The 20,402-nt window shown below is 45.3% G+C and carries 14 protein-coding genes; 7 read left to right on the forward strand and 7 right to left on the reverse strand.

Annotated features, from left to right (window positions below; translation table 11 throughout):
• Nucleotides 1-30 precede the first annotated feature (30 nt).
• The 3 genes from L0660_RS03910 to L0660_RS03920 all read left to right on the forward strand — a co-directional run bounded on the left by L0660_RS03910 (nucleotide 31) and on the right by L0660_RS03920 (nucleotide 5,816).
• On the forward strand, nucleotides 31-2,721 hold the full coding sequence (locus L0660_RS03910) for an MGH1-like glycoside hydrolase domain-containing protein (RefSeq protein ID WP_235158260.1): 2,691 nt from the start codon (nucleotides 31-33) through the stop codon (nucleotides 2,719-2,721).
• Between the two features lie 49 nt (nucleotides 2,722-2,770).
• A complete protein-coding gene (locus L0660_RS03915) occupies nucleotides 2,771-4,534 on the forward strand; it encodes a phospho-sugar mutase (protein ID WP_235158261.1) in 1,764 nt (587 codons plus the stop codon).
• A gap of 148 nt (nucleotides 4,535-4,682) precedes the next feature.
• Nucleotides 4,683-5,816 (forward strand): carboxypeptidase-like regulatory domain-containing protein, encoded by a 1,134-nt coding sequence (locus L0660_RS03920; RefSeq protein WP_235158262.1) that lies wholly within the window; start codon nucleotides 4,683-4,685, stop codon nucleotides 5,814-5,816.
• A gap of 1 nt (nucleotide 5,817) precedes the next feature.
• Here L0660_RS03920 and L0660_RS03925 read toward each other — a convergent pair whose 3' ends face one another.
• Nucleotides 5,818-7,371 carry a VCBS repeat-containing protein gene (locus L0660_RS03925; protein WP_235158263.1) on the reverse strand — a complete coding sequence of 518 codons (1,554 nt, stop codon included), beginning with the start codon at nucleotides 7,369-7,371 and terminating at the stop codon, nucleotides 5,818-5,820.
• 233 nt (nucleotides 7,372-7,604) lie between these two features.
• Between L0660_RS03925 and L0660_RS03930 the strand changes: the two genes are divergently transcribed.
• The 3 genes from L0660_RS03930 to L0660_RS03940 all read left to right on the forward strand — a co-directional run bounded on the left by L0660_RS03930 (nucleotide 7,605) and on the right by L0660_RS03940 (nucleotide 16,324).
• A complete protein-coding gene (locus L0660_RS03930; RefSeq protein WP_374759195.1) occupies nucleotides 7,605-10,850 on the forward strand; it encodes a SusC/RagA family TonB-linked outer membrane protein in 3,246 nt (1,081 codons plus the stop codon).
• Between the two features lie 66 nt (nucleotides 10,851-10,916).
• Nucleotides 10,917-12,662 (forward strand): RagB/SusD family nutrient uptake outer membrane protein, encoded by a 1,746-nt coding sequence (locus tag L0660_RS03935; RefSeq protein ID WP_233795655.1) that lies wholly within the window; start codon nucleotides 10,917-10,919, stop codon nucleotides 12,660-12,662.
• 92 nt (nucleotides 12,663-12,754) lie between these two features.
• Entirely contained in the window at nucleotides 12,755-16,324 is a 3,570-nt protein-coding gene (locus L0660_RS03940) for an FG-GAP-like repeat-containing protein (RefSeq protein ID WP_235158264.1), read from the forward strand.
• A gap of 53 nt (nucleotides 16,325-16,377) precedes the next feature.
• Here the strand turns inward: L0660_RS03940 and L0660_RS03945 are convergent, their stop codons facing one another.
• The 5 genes from L0660_RS03945 to L0660_RS03965 all read right to left on the reverse strand — a co-directional run bounded on the left by L0660_RS03945 (nucleotide 16,378) and on the right by L0660_RS03965 (nucleotide 18,438).
• Entirely contained in the window at nucleotides 16,378-16,782 is a 405-nt protein-coding gene (locus L0660_RS03945) for an Hsp20/alpha crystallin family protein (protein ID WP_233795657.1), read from the reverse strand.
• A gap of 102 nt (nucleotides 16,783-16,884) precedes the next feature.
• On the reverse strand, nucleotides 16,885-17,118 hold the full coding sequence (locus tag L0660_RS03950) for a hypothetical protein (protein WP_235158265.1): 234 nt from the start codon (nucleotides 17,116-17,118) through the stop codon (nucleotides 16,885-16,887).
• 2 nt (nucleotides 17,119-17,120) lie between these two features.
• Nucleotides 17,121-17,381 carry a hypothetical protein gene (locus L0660_RS03955; protein ID WP_235158266.1) on the reverse strand — a complete coding sequence of 87 codons (261 nt, stop codon included), beginning with the start codon at nucleotides 17,379-17,381 and terminating at the stop codon, nucleotides 17,121-17,123.
• Nucleotides 17,382-17,509: 128 nt separating this feature from the next.
• Nucleotides 17,510-17,878 carry a poly-gamma-glutamate biosynthesis protein PgsC/CapC gene (locus tag L0660_RS03960; protein WP_235158267.1) on the reverse strand — a complete coding sequence of 123 codons (369 nt, stop codon included), beginning with the start codon at nucleotides 17,876-17,878 and terminating at the stop codon, nucleotides 17,510-17,512.
• Between the two features lie 11 nt (nucleotides 17,879-17,889).
• A complete protein-coding gene (locus L0660_RS03965; protein WP_026630812.1) occupies nucleotides 17,890-18,438 on the reverse strand; it encodes an RNA polymerase sigma factor in 549 nt (182 codons plus the stop codon).
• A 416-nt stretch (nucleotides 18,439-18,854) separates the two neighbouring features.
• On the opposite strand from L0660_RS03965, the gene L0660_RS03970 reads away from it, so the two are divergent.
• Nucleotides 18,855-19,220 carry a hypothetical protein gene (locus tag L0660_RS03970; RefSeq protein ID WP_026630813.1) on the forward strand — a complete coding sequence of 122 codons (366 nt, stop codon included), beginning with the start codon at nucleotides 18,855-18,857 and terminating at the stop codon, nucleotides 19,218-19,220.
• 75 nt (nucleotides 19,221-19,295) lie between these two features.
• Here the strand turns inward: L0660_RS03970 and L0660_RS03975 are convergent, their stop codons facing one another.
• Nucleotides 19,296-20,333 carry a Gfo/Idh/MocA family oxidoreductase gene (locus L0660_RS03975; RefSeq protein ID WP_233795663.1) on the reverse strand — a complete coding sequence of 346 codons (1,038 nt, stop codon included), beginning with the start codon at nucleotides 20,331-20,333 and terminating at the stop codon, nucleotides 19,296-19,298.
• Between the last annotated feature and the right edge of the window lie 69 nt (nucleotides 20,334-20,402).

Below are 20,402 nucleotides of genomic sequence, written 5' to 3' on the forward strand. Positions count from 1 at the left end.
TTTTCATTCCTTTCAGAAAAATATAAATTAATGGCACACGGCGCGGAAAAAGTAAGACTAAGCCTGCAAAAAGAGAATACAGGGTGGAAAAAGTGGGGACCTTATTTGTCTGAACGCCAGTGGGGAACGGTTCGTGAGGATTACAGTGGAAATGGTGATGCCTGGAATTATATCACCCACGAGATGGCACTCTCAAAAGCTTATCGCTGGGGCGAGGACGGAATCGGAGGTTTTTCTGACAATAAGCAGCATATATGTTTCTCGTTCGGGTTTTGGAACCATAAAGATAAGATCCTGAAAGAAAGGATTTTTGGCCTCACAAACCGCGAGTCCAATCATGGCGAAGATGTGAAGGAAATGTACTATTATCTGGATAGCACACCTACGCACTCTTATACCAAAATGCTTTATAAATACCCGCAGAACGCTTTCCCTTACGAAAAGTTACGTCAGGAAAACGGCCGTCGCGGGAAGGAAGATCCGGAATATGAAATCATGGACACAGGCGTGTTCGAGAATGATGAGTATTTCGATATTTTCATTGAGCATGCCAAGGCCGATGAAGAGGACATTATGATGAAGGTAACGGTTTTCAACCGCAGCGACCAGGATGCTCCTATCACGGTTTTGCCAACGATCATGTTCAGAAATACGTGGTCGTGGGGATACGAGGCTTTCAATTATAAGCCGATCATGAATGGTATTTCGAACCGTTTGATAGAGGTTACGCACCGTAAACACGGGAAATACAACCTGTATCTGGATGGCGCGGACGAACTGCTGTTCTGTGAAAACGAGACCAATTTCAAGAAACTATACGGAACTGCGAATAATACAGCCTATCCGAAAGACGGGATCAACGACTACATTGTCAGCAATAAAAAGTCCTCGACCGTAAATCCAAACAACATTGGAACGAAGGCAGCAGCCCGTTTCACACGGACCATTAAGGCTGGCGAAAGCACTACATTCAGATTAAGGTTTGTAAACCATACGATTTCAGAACCTTTTGGCGGCTTTGAAGATCTTTTTGCAAAAAGGATCAGGGAGGCGGACGAGTTTTATGACGATTTGCAGCGCGATGTGGCAGATGCCGATCTGCGATCCATTCAGCGGCAGGCGTATGCAGGCATGCTTTGGAGCAAGCAGTTTTATTATTACAATGTTTACGAATGGTTAAAGGGCGATCCGGCGCAGCCAGGGCCAAACCAAGGCCGTAAATGGGGGCGGAATTCCGGGTGGAAGCATTTGTATGCGGCCAATATTATTTCGATGCCGGATAAGTGGGAATATCCATGGTTTGCTGCATGGGACCTTGCTTTTCACTGTGTCCCGCTGGCCAGGGTGGATGCGGATTTTGCCAAAAGACAACTCGAAATATTACTTCGGGAGTATTATATGCACCCCAACGGGCAGATTCCTGCCTATGAGTGGAATTTCTCGGACGTAAACCCGCCGGTGCATGGCTGGGCAACGTGGAAGGTCTATGAGATTGATCGTGAGCAGAATAACGGAGTAGGGGACATTGAATTTCTTGAAAAAATATTCCATAAGCTGCTCCTGAACTTTACCTGGTGGGTTAACCAAAAGGATGATACAGGCAACAACATTTTCAGTGGCGGCTTCCTAGGCCTGGATAATATCGGGGTTTTTGACCGGTCGACGCCGATGCCTTTTGGCGGAAAATTGCAACAAGCCGACGCCACAGGCTGGATGGCAATGTATACGCTAAATATGCTGCGTATTTCAGTGGAAATCGCCCTTGTGCACCCGGTTTATCAGGATATGGCTTCCAAATTTTTCGAGCACTTCCTGCACATTGCGGGCGCTATGGAGTCTATCGGAGGCAAAAATTCTTCGATAAGCCTTTGGGATGAAGAAGATCAGTTCTATTATGACGTGATCCACATTCCGAATGGACAGAGTATATTGCTGAAAGTGAGGTCAATAGTGGGGCTTATCCCGCTTTTTGCAGTTGAGATTCTTGATCCGCAAAACCTCGATAAAATGCCTGTCTTCAAACGGCGGGTAGAATGGGTTTTGGCAAACAGACCGGATCTGGCGAGGCTGATATCACGCTGGTTTGAGTCCGGTAAAGGGGAAAATCGCCTGCTATCCATCCTGCGTGGTCACCGGATGAAAATGATCATGAAGCGGATGCTGGATGAAAATGAATTCCTTTCGGACTATGGCGTTAGGGCTTTGTCTAAATACCACGAAGAAAATCCGTATAAATTTTATATCAATGGTGAGGTGCTGCAAGTGGATTATACTCCGGCTGAGGCACTTACAGACATTATGGGTGGGAATTCCAACTGGCGCGGGCCAATCTGGTTTCCATTAAATTACCTCATATTTGACTCCCTGATGAAATTCCACGCTTACTATGGCGAGGATTTTATGGTAGAATATCCAACGAATTCCGGCAATCTGGCGACGATTAAGGAAGCAGCTGTGGCCATTGCATGCCGATTGATTGATATTTTCAAAAAGGATGCAGACGGCAACCGGGCCGTGTATGGCGTTGACCAGAAAATGCAGAAAGACCCGAATTTCAATGAACACATTCTATTTTACGAATATTTTCATGGAGATAATGGTCGCGGTTGCGGCGCAAGCCATCAGACCGGCTGGACCGGGCTTGTAGCCGAGCTAATTCACAAAACTGCTAAGGAAACTGCCAAGCAACCAGAAAAAGAAGAGCTGGAAATCAGTAAGTAACTCAACAATCCATAAAGTATATTTTCAATTAATTCCATCCAATCAACTTATGACTGCAAAATTGGAACCTAGTGTAATGACCAAAGTGAGCAGCTGGCTCAACGGTGATTATGATATCGATACCAAACAATCCATTCAGCAATTAATCGATGAAGGAAACGATACTGAACTGACAGACGCATTTTATAAAGACCTTGAATTCGGGACCGGCGGGCTGAGAGGCCTTATCGGCATCGGTTCCAACCGCATGAACCGCTACACAGTGGGCACGGCGACGCAGGGTTTGGCAAATTATCTGAACCAGGCATTTCCGAACGAAGAAATAAAAGTGGCGATTGCATACGACAGCCGCATTAAATCGGATGAATTTGCCAAAATCATTGCCGATATTTTTTCTGCAAATGGCATCACCGTTTATCTTTTTGAAGCGCTTCGTCCTACTCCTGAGCTATCGTTTGCGATCCGTTTGCTGGGTTGTAAAAGCGGTGTGGTTGTAACGGCTTCGCATAACCCGAAAGAATATAATGGCTACAAAGCATACTGGGATGATGGTTCTCAGGTAGTTGCACCGCACGACACGAACATTATCAACGAGGTGAATGCAATCACTTCGATTGATGACGTGAAATTTGACGGTGATGCGTCGAAGATCATTAAGATCGGTGCAGATGTTGATGAAAAATATATGGATCATATTCTGTCGCTCTCCATTTCAAAAGGTGCTTTGGAACGTCAGAAAGGCCTTAAAATAGTTTATACACCATTGCACGGAACGGGGGTAACATTGGTTCCTGCGCTTTTGGCCAAAATGGGTTTCGAGGCAGTTACTGTGATTGAAGAGCAGGCAGAGCCAAAAGGAAACGGCCAGTTCCCAACGGTGGTTTATCCAAATCCGGAGGAAAGTGAAGCCATGTCCAAGGCGGTTGAGAAAGCCAGGGAAATTGATGCAGACCTGGTATTGGGAACCGATCCGGATGCAGACCGTGTAGGAATTGCGGTGAAAAACCATCATGGCGAGATCCAGCTTTTAAATGGTAACCAGACTGCCAGTGTGCTGATCTATTATCTTTTGAATGCGTGGAAAGATGCAGGCAAGCTTACAGGAACTCAGTTTGTTTGCAAAACCATCGTTACTACCGACTTAATTGATAAAATGGCGGCGGCTTACGATGTGAAATGTTATAACACGCTGACCGGTTTTAAATACATTGCACAGGTTATCCGTGAAAAAGAAGGCGTTGAGCAATTCATCGGTGGTGGTGAAGAAAGCTATGGTTACCTGATTGGCGACGCAGTTCGTGACAAGGATGCGATCGCTTCCTGCGCCATGATCGCGGAATTAACTGCTTATGCGAAGGATAAAGGGTTGAGCCTGTTTGATATGTTGATGGAAATCTACAAGCAATTTGGCTTCTATTATGAAGGACTCATTTCACTAACCAAAAAAGGAAAAACCGGAGCTGATGAAATCCAGCAGATGATGGCCGATTTCCGTGCCAATCCGCCTAAAACATTGGCAGGCTCGCCTGTGATCAGAATGGATGATTACAAAGCATTAAGCACGGTAGACTTTACCAGCGGAACCACGCATTCAATTCCATCGGGGGAAATGGGGATCGAACCATCTAATGTGCTTCAATTCTTCACCGAAGACGGAACGAAATTCACGTGCCGCCCATCCGGAACGGAACCAAAAATTAAGTTCTACGTAGGTGTTCGCGCTGCGCTGGAGAAAAACGAAGATTTCGACAATGTATATGCCAGCCTGAAAGCAAAAGTGAGCGCAATAGGCGAGGAGCTTGGGTTGAAATAATTCGTTTATAAATAGAATTGGAGAGGCTGTTCCCTGGCGGAGCAGCCTTTTTTTTTGCCTATTTCGGCAAACAGCGCGCCTGTATGCGTCCATCGTTTTATATTTGAAGTAAAAGTGCCGGATTTTGACAATGCTCGTGATTAATAATTTGCTTAAACTTAAAGCCTTATATCGTTTTTGGTTGCCGGTCGTCATCGCCATTTGCAGTCTGTGCCAGGTATATGCGCAGCAAGGCGGAATGGTTACGCTTACTGGAAAGGTGACCGACGAGAAAACGGGTAAGCCACTTCCGTTTGCCAACGTTTTTATTAATAATTCCACCATAGGAACGAATGCGGACGAGAATGGCAATTACAGGCTGACAAATTTGTCCATTGGTAATCTTGAAATGGCAGTTTCGTTTTTGGGTTATGAGACTGTCAAGCAAACATTGCGGTTTGAGCAGCCGGGCGTGAAGACTGTCCTTTTCAAGCTCAGGGAAGGAATGGAGCTGCAAGGCGTTACGGTTTATGCTAAAAAGAATAAAAAACGTGAGCGAAACTTGAAGATTATCACCCGCGAACTGCTTGGAAACAGCCGTTTTAGCAAGCAATGCAGGATTGTTAACCCGCAGGTTTTGCGGATTTCTGAGGATGATGACAAGCATTTAACTGCGCAAACGACCAAGCCGCTGATCATTGAAAACCTTGCATTAGGTTATCGCATTCATCAGGATCTGGACGATTTTGATTATTTCAATGGAAAGCTATTCTATGGTGGCAGCACGAGATTTGAGCTGCTGGAGCCGAAAGACAGCATACAGAAAAAACAATGGCGAACTAACCAAAAGATCGCTTACCAAGGCTCTGTAAAGCATTTATTGTCGAGTATGGTGTCGGACAGTTTGCAGGAGGAAGGTTTTAAAGTATATCAGGCAATTCCCGATTCTATGCGCAGGTTCAACACGGTGCGGACGCAAAATGGCTACAACACCATTGCCAATCATTTGCATAACCGCATTGAGCAGATTCGCGGCATGCGGCTTATCCGGCCGGGAGAGTTGGTAACCGAGCGGCTGGTGGTGTCGGGCACGCAGTTAGAAGTTTTTTATATGAAGAAAAAGGGAAGATCGCCTTATTCGGACATGCCATATGCTTACACGCAAATCACACTGCCACAGGGATATATGGTCATTACGCCTTCGGGATGGGTTTCTATTCCCATGGGATTCGAGATTGCGGGCGACCTGGGTAACGATCGTTTCTCATCCCTGCTGCCAGCAGACTGGAAAAGAGACGATTAGCCTATTGCAATTTTGCAGACAGAGTTTTGTTTTCAAGAAGCACATAAGGGATATGCACATTCCAGGTTGGTTTCGAGCTTTCCTGATTCAAAAAACCTTTTGAAAAATTTCCCAAAACAATGTCTTCGTCTCCATCGCCGTCGTAGTCTTCAACATCCATACAGATCCAGCGGCCATGCGTATGCACGGGCACGGCGTGCGGTTTGAAATTCGGTTGCAGCTTAGGCGCTGTGTCGGTTTGTTCAAAATACAAAAAGCCTTCCTGCGGCTTCTTCTGAAAATCCGCGAAAAAGGCAATGGTCGCAATGTCCATGTCACCGTCCTGATCAAAATCTGACGCCACGGCTTTTGTGCAGCCATTAATAGGATAAAAATAGCTTTGCCTGAATGTCAGGTTTCCTGTATTTTCAAAAATATAAAGGCCGTGGTAAGGTTTCAAAACCCTCGAAAAGTCGCTGTTGTCACCAGCAGTGTAAACAATGTCCGGCTCGCCGTCTTGCGTGACATCGATGAACTGAAAGCTGCTTGAACCATATACAGAAGGAAACCGAAGCACATTCTTTTCAATAAATCCTCCTTTCTGGTCATTCATAAAAACCCAGATCCCTTCGTCTGCATGTGCAAAAAGCGTCATGATATCAGGCCAGCCATCACTATTAAGGTCACGTATATAGCTTTGCGTTGCCCCCGGCATTTCCCTTACCACCACTTTCTCAAACCTACGGCCGGACGTTGGCTTGTCCGCACGCTGTTTCAGAATGTATAGGCCGCCTCTGTTATGCCCGAATGCGCAGACCAGGTAGTCTTGTAATCCGTCTTTGTTGTAATCGATGGGTTGGCTCTGGATCGGCCGGATGAGGTCCTGCGATATCATTTCGGGTTCGGTGCCGCGTTTTTTATCCAAAGTAAATATTTGGCCCTTAGTAATGTCCAGGGCACGCATGCCGCCCATGCATGTGATCGCCATTTCTGGGTTTTTTAGCGTTGGAAAGCAAATGTCGATGGCGGAGGAGGGAAGTGTGGTGAGCAGCTTGCGTTGTTCCAGGCGGTCGGAAGTATACAGGCCCGGGTTTTCCAGGTCGCTGGTGTAGAGGCGTTGCCTGGACGAATCGATTGCAACTAATAATGTGCTGCTTACGGCAGATAATTCAATTTTTGGCTGCTTCAATGTAAATACGGCCCAATCCTGCGTGTGCTTGTAACCGTTAGGAACTTGCAATGTGTCCGGAGCGAGGGTTTGATAATAATGTACAAGTTTCGTCCAGTCCGCGGAGGAGAGCGCAGATTGCTGGCTATGCAAGTAAATGTTTCCTTCCAGGACCTCAATACCAAGCTGCTCCGCCATAGCTGGCAACACACTATTTGTCCACGTTGATTTGTCCAGAAGAGCCGGATCGGGCACCTGGTGACAGTTTGAGCAATATTTTCCAGCCAGTGCTTTCCCCTCGGCAACCGACTCCCCCGAGCCTTCCGTTCCGCATGACAGGTTACTAAGGCAGAGGCAAATAGAAATCTGGAAAAAGTAATATTGAAGCCATGGGATCTTCCTTAGCATTCTGAGAAAGTAGGTTGTAGCGTGGAAATACTAAGATTGTACAATATGCGGCTTAACGATTTTGTGTGCGTTTGCGTAAATAAACACTCAAAAGTCGGTTATCTATGACATTATTTTATCTCTTTATAATACTATTATTTCACTGCAAGAAAATATTAATCTAAAACGGCCAATTATTTGTGGAAATAATCATAGATTTGACTGCTTAATAATTATTAACCTAACCGAGTATTATGAAAAGAATCTACAAGATCTCCGGCAGGGGCATCTTCTTCTCCTTCATGCTAAGTTTCGCAGCAATTGTTGCATTCGCACAAGAACGTAAGGTAACAGGAAAGATCACCGACCTCGCCGGAACAGGCATCCCAGGGGCCACGGTTGTCGTGAAAGGAACCCAATCGGGAACGAACACCAACACGGATGGTGACTTCTCTATCAATGTTGGTAACAACACCACATTAGTCATCAGCTTTGTGGGTTACAAGACAAAAGAAGTGAGTGTGGGAAATCAAAGTGTCATCAACATTCAGATGGACGATGATATTTCGGCACTAGAGGAGGTTATCGTAACGGGTTACACCATCGATAGCAGAAGAGAAACAACAGGTGCGGTTTCAACAGTTAAGTCAAAAGATTTAACAGCAACCCCATCTGGTAACGTTGAACAGCAATTACAAGGCCGCGTTGCGGGTGTGACTGTCATTACAAACGGTCAGCCGGGAACAACCAGCCAGATCCGCGTAAGGGGTTTTGGTGCTTTTGGTGGTAACGAGCCATTGTACGTTGTGGATGGGGTGCCAACAGGATCAACCGATTTTCTTAACCCTGATGACATTGAAACAACGACTGTACTGAAAGATGCAGCGGCTGCTTCTATTTATGGAGCACGTGCAGCGAACGGTGTAATCGTTTACACAACCAAAAAGGGAACAAAGAAAGCTAAGAAACTGAGCATTACTTATGATGGACTTTTCGGGGTAACTACTCCTGGAAAAGGACAGACTATGCTTACGCCACAGGAGCAGGCAGACTGGACATGGCAGGCAATCAGAAATGACGCATTCCAGGGTGACTCACTTCCTAAATTTACAAACGTTGCCAGCGGTCAATATGGCTCAGGCGATAAGCCGGTTTTGCCAGACTACATTAACGTAGGCGGAAAAACAGGTGTAATTGGTGAAGTGGATCTTGCAGCTGAAAAGTTGAAATACAATGTGGATCCAAACCGTGGTTCTATCTATCAGGTGGTTAAAGCTAACAAGCAAGGAACAGACTGGTATGATGCGATCACAAGAAACGCACCTTTGCAGAGACATTCACTTGGATTTTCAGGTGGTGGCGACAACAACCGTTTCTATGCTGGTTTCAGCGTTCAGGATCAGAAAGGGATCATGATTAACAATGGTTTCAAGCGTTATGCTTTCCGTGTTAATACTGAATTTGATGTGCTTAAAAACCTGAGAATCGGTCAGAATGCACAGTTTACTTACCTGCAAGTATTAGGTCAGGATGGTGGATCGGGCGGTCAAGGTGTTGCAGCGAATGAAAATGACATTCTTTTTGCATTCCGTATGCCTTCGATCATTCCGGTTTACGATGAGTTTGGCGGATATGCAGGAACCTCTTCAAAAGGTTTCAATAACCCGCAAAACCCGGTTGCACGCAGGGATGGTCTTAAAAACAATGCAGGTTTCGCCGGTAACGGTTTTGGTAACTTCTACATTGAATTGGATGTAGTTCCTGGTTTGACATTGCGTTCAAGCGTTGGGGCTCAATATTCCAATTATGCCAACAGAGGTTTCAGCAGATTACAATATGAAAACTCTGAAAACAACTCTGCATTCGGTTACAATGAAGGTTCGGGACACCGTTTCAGCTGGACATTGACAAACACGGCCAACTTCAAGAAAACTTTCGGATTGCATAATCTGGACGTGATCATTGGTCAGGAAGCATTGAACACAGGCGTGGGGAAAAATCAGAATTCATCTGGTTTGAATCCATTCTCGACGGATATCAACTACATTAACATGAATAACGTTGGTTCCAAGCAGGTGTTCAGTGATTACTATAAAGGAGTTAACTTCTACTCACTGTTTGCCCGTGCCAACTACACATTCAATGACCGGTATATCCTGACAGGGGTTGTTCGCCGCGATGGTTCTTCCCGTTTCGGAGAAAACAACCGTTATGGTGTGTTCCCTGCGTTTTCGGCAGCATGGAGAATTTCTTCGGAAAACTTCATGAAAAGCGTTCCTTTTGTTACAGAGCTTAAACTTAGAGGAGGTTACGGTTTGATGGGTAACTCTAACAACGTGGATCCAAACAACCAGTACAGCTTATTCGGTGCAAGCCTTGGCCAGTCATCTTATGACTTGAACGGAACCAATTCAAGCGCATTAGAAGGTTATTACAGAACGCGGATTGGTAACAAAAGCGCGAAATGGGAAACCAGTATCACTAAAAACATTGGTATCGACGGAACATTCCTGAAAGGCAAACTGGACGTTATCATCGACTTGTGGCAGAAAGACACCAAGGACCTTTTGTTCCAGGTTCCTATCACTGCAACAGCTGGTTACGATGCTGCTGCACCTTCTGTTAACGTTGGTAAAATGTCAAACAAAGGAATTGACTTGCAGATCATTAACCGTGGCCGTATCACCAATGACCTAGGTTATGAAGTGAACTTCACTGCCGGTATTCTTAAAAACAAGATCGAGTCGCTTGCGCCGGGTATCAATTACCTGACAGTTAACCCTGATTTCCGTGGTATCAAGCCAATCAGAAACCAGATCGGTTATGCAATCTCTTCTTTCTACGGATACAAAGTGATGGGTCTTTTCAAAGACAAAGCAGAAGTTGACGGCGCGCCAGCTCAGGATGGTAAAGGCCCTGGCCGTTTCCGTTATGAGGATATCAACAATGACGGTGTGATCAATGCGGATGACAGAACTTACCTGGGAAGCCCGGTTCCTAAGTTCACAGGCGGTATCAACCTGAAATTGACTTACAAAGGATTTGACGTTGAAACTTACATGTATACTTCTGTTGGTAACAAAATCTTCAACCTTTCTAAATGGTTTACAGATTTCTACCCATCATTCACAGGAGCGGCAGTTAGTGACCGTGTAAAAGGTTCATGGTTGCCAAATGCTACGAATACAGATACGCCGATCTTTGAAAGCACTTCTAATTTCAGTACGAACACGCAGTCAAACTCATTCTATGTTGAGGACGGAACATTCTTCCGTATGCAGAATATCACACTTGGCTACACATTGCCAGGCAACATATTGAGCAAACTTCGCATGTCGAAATTGCGCGTATTCGCTTCAACGAACAATTTGTTCACGCTGACGAAATACAAAGGACTTGATCCGGGTGTTGGTGGAAATGCTGATACAAACTTCGGTATCGACGTAGGTAACTATCCGATCACAAGAAGCTACACATTGGGTATCAATTTAGGTTTCTAAAATCGAAGAAACAAAAGCCTTATTTCAAAACATCGGTTTAGACAGATCTTGATAAAAATGAATAAAATGAAAAACAATATTTCAAAAAAAGGTGGACTGGCACTTTTATTAGTGATCATGCTGGTCGGATACTCCTGTAAAGAAAGTTTCCTGACAATTCCGGCAACAGGACAGCTGGATGAAGGGCAGCTTTCAACCAAAAAGGGGATTGAGGGTGTGCTTGTATCGGTGTATGGACAGCTTAACGGACGTGCAAACCGTATGGCCAGCGCCAGTAACTGGGTGTGGGGCAGTATTCGCGGAGGTGATGCCAACAAAGGAACCGACCCTGGGGATTTCAGTGATATCAACCCAATCCAACGCTTTGAGTATCAGACTACACAAGGTGTAATTTTGGATAAATGGAAAGGAAACTACGAAGGTGTAGCCCGTGCAAACTTGGTTATCAAGCTGCTGGGTGTTGCACAGGAGGATGTTACAGAAGCCGACAAGAAAAGAATCGGTGGTGAAGCACGCTTCCTGAGAAGCCACTACTATTTCGAGCTGAAAAGAGGATTCAACAATGTTCCTTTTGTAGATGAAACAAAGGACTACGGAACAGGCATTGAATCAGTTCCTAACACAGTAGAGATCTGGCCATTGATCGAAGCAGATATGAAATTTGCTTATGAAAACCTGCCGGAAACACAAGGTGCAGCTGGTCGCGCTAACAAATGGGCGGCTGCGGCTTATCTTGCGAAAATCTACATGTATCAGAAGAAGTTTACCGAAGCAAAAGGGCTTTATGACCTGATCATTGCCAACGGTAAAACAACCAATGGTAAAAAATACGCTTTGGTACCAAAATTCCAGGACGCATTCAAAGCGGCTAATGACAACAATTCTGAGTCGGTTTTCGCGATCCAGGCTGCAGCCAACACAGGAAGTGTAAACAATGCAAACCCGGAATTTGACCTTAACTGGCCTTATAACACAGGTCCTAACGGTCCGGGTAACTGCTGTTCTTTCTTCCAGCCAAGCTTTGAGCTGGGTAACTCTTTCCGTACTGATGCAAGCGGACTTCCTTATCTGGACGGTTCTTACAACACGGCAGGCAAAGAGCTGAAAACAGATATGGGTTTGAAATCGTCTGACGCTTTCACGCCGGATGCAGGTCCTGTTGACCCACGTCTGGACCACTCTATCGGCCGTCGCGGTCTTCCTTTCCTTGACTGGATCGATCACCCGGGTAATGACTGGATCCGTAACCAGCCAAATGCAGGTCCTTATACGCCTAAAAAATATGCGTATTACAAGTCCGACATTGGTTCGTTGCAGGATAACAGCTCATGGACACCAGGTTACACAGCGATCAACGTCAACATTATCCGTTATGCCGACGTCCTTTTGATGGCAGCAGAAGCTGAGATTGAAGTGGGATCATTGGAAAAAGCGAGAGAATATGTGAACCTTGTCCGTACACGTGCTGCTAACCCAGAAAGTTTTGTAAAACGTGCCAATGGCGCAGTTGCTGCTAACTACGTGATCAATACTTACAAAGCGCCTTTCGCAAGCAAAGATGCAGCCCGCACAGCAGTTCGTTTCGAAAGAAAACTTGAACTTTCCGGCGAAGGCCACCGCTTCTTCGACCTTGTACGTTGGGAAATCGCTGATTCAGCAATCAATGCTTACCTTACTTACGAAGGCAAAAAGTTGAGCGGCGCACTGGGCGGAACGAAATTTACATCGAAGAAAAATGAATTCCTGCCAGTTCCTCAGGAGCAGATTGACTTGCTTGGTAAAGACGTTCTGGTGCAGAATCCAGGTTATTAATATTTTAAGAATTGCTTAATAAAAGGAGGTGGTATTTGTTTACCATCTCCTTTTATTAATTTCGAGATGTTCCCCACTTTTGTTTTTTTCAAATGAAGTCCATTTTACTCCCAAAACATTTCTTAATTCTACTTGTAGTTGCTGCACTGCTTTCGTCATGCAATAAGAAGTTGAAAACATTTACCCTGCTTGACAGCGATGAAACGGGCATTCAGTTTTCGAATCGGATTGCGGAAAACGATACGATGAACATTCTTTCGTTCGAATATGTGTACAATGGCGGGGGCGTAGCTTTGGGCGACTTCAACAATGACAGCCTCCCGGACGTATATTTTACCGGAAACTCGGTTGAAAACAAATTGTATCTCAACAAAGGTGATTTCAAGTTTGAGGACGTCACCCGGAAGGCGGGAGTGGAAGCTAAGAACAAATGGTCCACAGGCGTGGCATTGATCGATATCAATGCAGACAACCTGCTGGATATTTATGTTTGTGCGTCAGTAAGGAAGGTCGCAAAGGAGCGCGAAAATTTGCTTTATGTAAACCAGGGGCTCGATAAGGATGGCACGCCGGTTTTCAAAGAGATGGGCAGGGAATATGGAGTTGCCGACACTACACACACCACCAACGCCGCTTTTCTGGACTATGACAATGATGGCGATCTGGATCTCTTTCTGCTCGTTAACGAGATGGACGACAACACTTTTCCCAACAAATACCACAAAAAGATCGTCGACGGATCATCAAAAAGAACTGACCGGTTATATCGCAATGATTGGGACGAAAAATTAAAACATCCCGTATTTACCAATGTGTCAAAAGAGGCGGGGATCCTTATAGAAGGTTATGGTTTGGGTGTGAATGTGACGGATATCAATCAGGATGGTTACAAGGACATCTATGTTACGAACGACTATCTGACCAATGACCTGCTTTACATTAATAATGGTAACGGAACATTCACAGACAAAGCAGCATCCTCATTCAAGCACACTTCCCATTCAGCGATGGGCAATGATGTGGCCGACATTAACAACGACGGTTTGGTAGATCTGGTCGCTGTGGACATGATGCCCGCCACCAACCGCAGGAAGAAAATGATGACGCCCGCGAACAGCTATGTCACTTACCAGAACAATGAGCTTTTTGGTTACCAATATCAGGTGGCAAGAAACACATTGCAGCTTAATTTGGGATCGGTGGATGGCAGGAGCAAAAGTCCCGTTTTCAGCGAAATAGGTTTGCTAAGCGGCGTGGCCGAAACGGATTGGAGCTGGACGCCCATGGTTACGGATTTCGATAACGACGGCATGCGGGACATGATCATTACCAATGGTTTTCCCAAAGACATTACCGACCTCGACTTCATCGCTTACCGGAACGAAGTGTCGAGCGTGATGGAGCCTATGATGATGCTGGATTACATTCCGACTATCAAGATTGCCAATTTTGCATTTAAAAATAAAGGAAACCTCGGTTTCCAGGATGTCTCAGAGCAATGGGGCCTTGAAACAGAAAGCTTCTCCAATGGTGCCGCCTATGCCGATCTTGATAATGACGGTGACCTAGATTTCGTGGTAAACAACATCAATGATTCCGCATTTGTTTACCGGAACAACAGCATTCAGACTAAGCCCGAAGAGAGCAATTACTTACGGATTGCATTCAAAGGAGCGCGTTATAACAAAGCAGGAATCGGCGCGATTGCAGAGATTATGTATGCAGATACGGTGCGCCAGATTTCCGAGAATTCACCTTACCGCGGTTACTTGTCAACAATTGAGCCATATGTGCATTTTGGCCTTGGTAAAACTCGACAGGTAGACCACGTAAAAGTGACCTGGCCAGGTGGTAAGTCTCAGATCATGAAGGATGTGAAAGCGAATCAGGTGCTTACATTCAACGAAGCCGATGCGAAGAATATCATCGAATCACATCAGAACGAAAACTCTGAAACCTCGCTTTTTACAGACATTACATCCAAGATAAACCTTCCATACAGGCACCAGGAAACCGATGTTATTGATTTTAATATACAAAAACTGCTTCCGCACAAAATGTCACAATTCGGCCCGGCTTTGGCTGCTGGTGATGTGAATGGGGATGGTTTGGACGATATCTTTATTGGCGGTCCAATGAACTTCAAAGGCCGCTTCCTGTTGCAGCAAACAAATGGGAAGTTCCAGGTTACGGATTTACTTCCCGGCCTGGAAGGTGTAACGAAGGACACAGAAGACATGGGCGTCCTGCTTTTTGACGCGGATAATGATAAAGATCTCGACCTGTGCGTGGTTAGCGGAAGCTATGAAATACGGGCGGCCACGCCGGGCCTTAAAACGCTGCTTTATACCAATGATGGCAAAGGCAAATTCAGCCTTGATACAGCCGCTCTGCCACAGTTCCTCGTGAATGGTTCTTGCATAAAGGCAGTCGATTATGACAAAGATGGCGACCTGGACCTTTTTATCGGCGGCCGCGTGGAGTCTGGGGCATATCCAAAGCCCGTTTCAAGTCACATTCTGCGCAATGATTCACAAAGCGGCACCGTGAAATTTTCGGATGCAACCAAGGCTGTCATTCCGGATCTTGTCAACATTGGTTTGGTATGCGACGCATTATGGACTGATTATGACAATGATGGCTGGGTGGACCTGGTCGTTGCGGGAGAATGGATGCCGATTACATTCTTTAAGAATAACAAAGGCAAATTTGCAAAAGCGACATCGGGACTGGAAGACAAGAAAGGCTGGTGGGGAAGCCTTACGACAGGAGATTTTGACAACGACGGCGATATGGATTACATCGCAGGAAATTTAGGGATCAATTCACTGGCGCGTGCTTCCGAGAAACAACCGGTGAGCATGTATGCCAAAGATTTCAACAATGACGGCTATTTTGATGCCATACCAACCGTTTACTATCGCGCAGACGACAAGACTTACAAAGAGTTTCCTTACAATACGAGGGATGATATGGGCAAGCAGATCATTCAGGTGCGCCAGCGCTTTCAGGAATACAACAAGTTTGCCCAGGTAAGCCTGCCCGAAATCTTAAAACCCGAAGAGCTTAAAGACGCCCTGCATGTGAGCGCCACCTGGATGAAAAGTAGTTATATAGAAAATCTTGGAAATGGTAAATTCGCAGTCCGCGAGCTCCCAGTCCAGGCACAGGTCGCACCGATTTTCGGCATGATCGCCGATGATTTTGATCAGGACGGAAACCTGGATGTGCTGCTTACCGGCAATGATTATGGCTCGGAAGTTTCGGTAGGGCGATACGACGCGTTTTACGGGTTGGTCCTGAAAGGGGATGGGAAGGGTAATTTCAAGCCATTGAACCTGGCGCAAGGCGGTTATGCTGCCATGGGCAATGCAAAAGGGTTAGTGAAACTAGCATCCTCAGGTGATAACTGGATCGCAGCCACCTCACAAAACAGAGATTCGTTGTGTTTCCACCAGCTACGCAAAGAGACTAAAAAGCACACGCTTATGCCGAATGAAACGACGGTGCTATTGAAACTAAAAGGCGGAAAAACCAGGAGAGAGGAGCTGGGATACGGTTCATCATTCCTGTCGCAATCCTCGCATACTTTATTCTTGCCCGCCTACGCCGAGCAAGCAACCGCCATCGACTCCAAAGGAAATAAGCGGACATTGAAATAACCAAAAAAGGCCTCTGCATTTCGGCAGAGGCCTTTTTTGTCAACACCTATCAATTAGCTGATGCTAATTTCCTGTGCCGGTTTCTCCGATCCGGGAATGATCGGCAGGTTCAAATGGAGAATCCCATTGTTGTACTCAGCCACAATGTTGTCTGAATCTACTGTTTCATCAATCACAAACGACCGCTCGAAAGAAGTTTTGCTGAATTCATGGCGGATCCAGTTCCGGTTGTCCTCTCTTTCGTGGTTTGATGTATAGGCAATGGTCAACTCGTGCCCTTTAATGCTGATCTTAAAATCCTCCTTCGCTCTGTCAGGTGCAAACACCATTAGTTCATAGTTAGTATCGTTTTTTACGATGTTAACCGGCACGCGATAGTTATGGCTGCCGCCAAATTGTTTTCCTGAATATTCATGGCGCATTCCCTGCCCACGGTGTCCAAATCTGTTATTGCACATTTTGTTTTGAATTTAATGTTGAAAAATTGCTTACGCATGCTGGGCCCCTAAATCCCCTAAAGGGGACTCTCAAGCGTTATGTAAAAGTCCCCTTCAGGGGATTTAGGGGCTAACTGCACCGGATGGCTCCCGAGACGAATTTTCTTTCATCCGATCATCACCCCAATAAGAATGACTATCGCCGCAGTCCCTGTGTCCGTAATGTGGTCCTCCTTCACGGCTCCATCCGGAGCCCCATTGGCGGTGATGGAAGCGGTTTCCTATTGTGAAATTTAAACTCGCTGCTGTGATAAGCGCTATGCTTATCCCCAGCAGCATTCTTGTACTTTTTTTCATGGCTAAATATTTTTTGGGTGCTGATAAAATGGATCTCTTAACCCTTCTTTTCCTTCATAAAAACGGGGGCTATCGGGGCCGCCGAAATACGGATCATAATGTCGCCATCTGTGATATCCGCGGCGCCTGCCTGCAAACAGCCGGAAAATGAGGCCGATGAAAAGGAAAAAGAAAAGTGCTTTGAAAAGCAGGAACGGGATCAGGAAAAGGATAATCCCTCCCAGGATGCCGCCGGCAACAGTTTTTAGAATTTCATTAAACATGGCTTTTAGATTAAAAAATGAATTGCACACAAATGGTGTACATGATCGCAGACGGCTGATTAGAAAAATTACTTTAATGATTTTTGAAAAAATAAAAAACCCAGCTTTATGGGCTGGGTTCGTAGTATCTATTCATTTTCGGGCGGCTTGCCGCAGCGCCGTCTCATCTCTTGCTTGAATTTTTTCCGGTCTTCATCCGTCATATCCATCCACTTATTCCGCCACGACCTGAATCCTGGTCCGCCTTCATTTTGGAAGTTTTCGCCGAAACCAGGCTTTCGCCACCGGCCCGGTCCGCCGCCAAAATTGCCGAACAAAATCCTGCACAATACGATCAACCCAACGGCCTGCCAGTAGGAGATCGGATTGGTATTTAAAACCTCGGGTAAAATGGCATTCCATAACCAACGCACAATCGCGCCCAGCAGGAGCGCAGCAGCAAACCCGAAAACGGGAAACATCCAAAAGCGCTTCTTGTATGTATGTCGCTGATTCATGATAGACAAATTTAATAATTTACAAATTCCTGATATACGCTTTCCAGTCTTCGTCGCAAATGCTGGACAGCATAACGTTTCCTGGAAATTAATGTTTTGATATTCTCTCCCGTGCGGTCTGAAATTTCCTGAAAAGTCTGATCCTCCAGTTCATTCCAAACAAACACCTGCCGCTGGTTTTCGGGAAGCTCGGCCAGAGCGATGCCCAGTTGCTCCCAGAAAAGCTCTCGCATATAAACCGTTTCGGGTGTGCCGTCATCGGCTAGCAGGATGTCTTTGAAATAGAACTCACCTTCCTCGTCCTCGTAGCCGTAATCTTCCAGCGAATCCGGTTTTTGTTTCCGGTATTTATCAATGATACGGTTGCGCGCCACGCGATACAACCAGCTGCCGATCTGCTCAATGGCTTCAATCTCAGGAACACTGCTTAGCTGAAACCAAACATCCTGCAAAATATCCTCAGCATCCTCATCGGTATTCACCCGTTGCCGGATAAACCCCATGAGCTGCTTACTATAAGACGCAACGGTTTGAATGATATTTGGCCTTTTCTCCGACAAAGTGAAGATTGAAAATTGGTATTAACAGTGCAGACGGATAGCAAACGAAAATACTTTAAATCCGGCGGTATATTATGTGTTTGTTAACTGCAATTCTTTATGAATGGTTATTATTAAAAAAGTGCAAAAATTGTTTCGCTTAGCGTCATCTTAGCGTCCATCAAATTTTGAACTACTTGTTGCACTTTTGCCATAAACATAGGATTATTCTAATAAGATTAGATAACAACGAAAAGAACTTTAACCAACTGAATATTTGCCTGTTGCATTCTATTCATAATGTTATCTACATTTACATCATCAAACAGCACAGCATATCGGTGCAACGGAAGTTTGAGATTGAATTGGAATATAGAGTTGGTTTAATATCTGAAAAGTACAAAAGTAAACTCAATCAAAACATTAACATTAGAAAAATGAAAAAGACAATTTTGACGATCGCAGTTCTGTTGGGAGTATCAGCTGCTAATCTTACTATCGCCGCAGACAAAAACAAAGAAAATAACGCTTCTATTGAACTGGTTTCAAACAGCGAATTGAAATTCAAACTTACGCTTGACAGCGTGAAAGAAAGATCTTCATTGGTTATCAAAGATTTCAACGGAGACATCGTTTACAGCACAGTTCTTCCAAAATCTGAGAACTACTCAAAAATCTTCGATCTATCGAACCTTGCTGACGGAAATTACAGCTTCATCGTGAACAACGGTGGCGAAACTTCTGCAAAACCATTCGTGATCGCAACGGAAACAAAACGTCTGGTAACAGCAGTTGTTAAATAACTTAACGGACCTTCCTGCAAAAAAGGCTGCCACAGAAATGTGACAGCCTTTCGTTTTTTTAATCCAAATCAAACATTAATAAGTCATCACCTGCTTCTCGCGGCTGCTTTGAAAAGCCAGGTCGATCACGCGCGTTGTGCGTAGGATTTCTTCTGGTTTCACAGCCAGCTCCGCGCCGTTTACAATCGCGTCATACACATTCTGATAAAACGGCGCATAATCACCCGCTTCACTTTCGATGATGCCTGTAAACGCTTCGCTGGATAATTTTCCCCAGCGATTTTCCGGCTCAACGCCCAACGGTTTTTCGGTAGGTAAAATATTTTTCCTTAATGTCTCTTCCTGCGGGTCCAGGCCGCCTTTGATAAATGATCCTTTCGTCCCATGCAGGTTATAGCGCAGGAAATTTTCATAAACCATGAGGCTCGATTTTACGATCACCAGCTTATCCGCATATCCCAGCCGCACGTCAAAGTAATCATCAATCTCGCTGTTAGGCCTTACCGAACGGATTTCGGCAGTTACTGTCAGCGGCTCACCGAACAGCACCAAAGCCTGATCAATCAAATGCGGTCCCAGGTTATAAAGGTTGCCACCCACCGGAACGCTTTTCTCTTTCCAGGATTCGGTCGGAACAACCGGGCGGAAACGGTCGTAGCGACATTCATACTCAACAATGTCGCCTAATTTATCTTCGGCAATCAGTTTTTTAATGGTTAAGAAATCCGAATCCCAGCGGCGATTTTGGTAAGCCGTAAGGATCAATCCTTTCTCTTTGGCCACCGCAACGAGCTGGCGTGCTTCTTCCTCCGTTGCCGCAAATGGCTTTTCGATCACCACATGTTTGCCATTTTCCAAAGCGTCCATTGCGTAAGGGAAATGCGTATCATTAGGCGTGCATATGAAGACAAGATCAATGGATTCGTCGCTCAAAAGCTCCTCAACAGACCGCGCATTGCCAATGTTCGGATCGAATTCCTGCGCCTCGTTCTTACTTCTTTCGACAACGGTCTTGATCTTGAAATTCGGATTGGTGCTAAGAAAAGGCGAATGAAAGTAACGCCCGGACAACCCAAAGCCAATCAACCCAACATTAAGAATTCGTGAAGCCATAATTTTATTTTTAGACAATAATAACAAAGGTAACTTTTGAAGGGAAATGGGCAACTGCTGGCCATCCCG

It is taken from the genome of Dyadobacter sp. CY351 (assembly GCF_021502625.1).
Classification (GTDB): Bacteria; Bacteroidota; Bacteroidia; order Cytophagales; family Spirosomataceae; genus Dyadobacter; species Dyadobacter chenhuakuii.

Coding starts and splice junctions, on each gene's coding strand:
- L0660_RS03950 (WP_235158265.1), bottom strand. CDS start 17,118: ATGAAAAAAAGTACAAGAATGCTGCTGGGGATAAGCATAGCGCTTATC.
- L0660_RS03935 (WP_233795655.1), top strand. CDS start 10,917: ATGAAAAACAATATTTCAAAAAAAGGTGGACTGGCACTTTTATTAGTG.
- L0660_RS03915 (WP_235158261.1), top strand. CDS start 2,771: ATGACTGCAAAATTGGAACCTAGTGTAATGACCAAAGTGAGCAGCTGG.
- L0660_RS03910 (WP_235158260.1), top strand. CDS start 31: ATGGCACACGGCGCGGAAAAAGTAAGACTAAGCCTGCAAAAAGAGAAT.
- L0660_RS03925 (WP_235158263.1), bottom strand. CDS start 7,371: ATGCTAAGGAAGATCCCATGGCTTCAATATTACTTTTTCCAGATTTCT.
- L0660_RS03960 (WP_235158267.1), bottom strand. CDS start 17,878: ATGAATCAGCGACATACATACAAGAAGCGCTTTTGGATGTTTCCCGTT.
- L0660_RS03940 (WP_235158264.1), top strand. CDS start 12,755: ATGAAGTCCATTTTACTCCCAAAACATTTCTTAATTCTACTTGTAGTT.
- L0660_RS03975 (WP_233795663.1), bottom strand. CDS start 20,333: ATGGCTTCACGAATTCTTAATGTTGGGTTGATTGGCTTTGGGTTGTCC.
- L0660_RS03970 (WP_026630813.1), top strand. CDS start 18,855: ATGAAAAAGACAATTTTGACGATCGCAGTTCTGTTGGGAGTATCAGCT.
- L0660_RS03955 (WP_235158266.1), bottom strand. CDS start 17,381: ATGTTTAATGAAATTCTAAAAACTGTTGCCGGCGGCATCCTGGGAGGG.
- L0660_RS03945 (WP_233795657.1), bottom strand. CDS start 16,782: ATGTGCAATAACAGATTTGGACACCGTGGGCAGGGAATGCGCCATGAA.
- L0660_RS03930 (WP_374759195.1), top strand. CDS start 7,605: ATGAAAAGAATCTACAAGATCTCCGGCAGGGGCATCTTCTTCTCCTTC.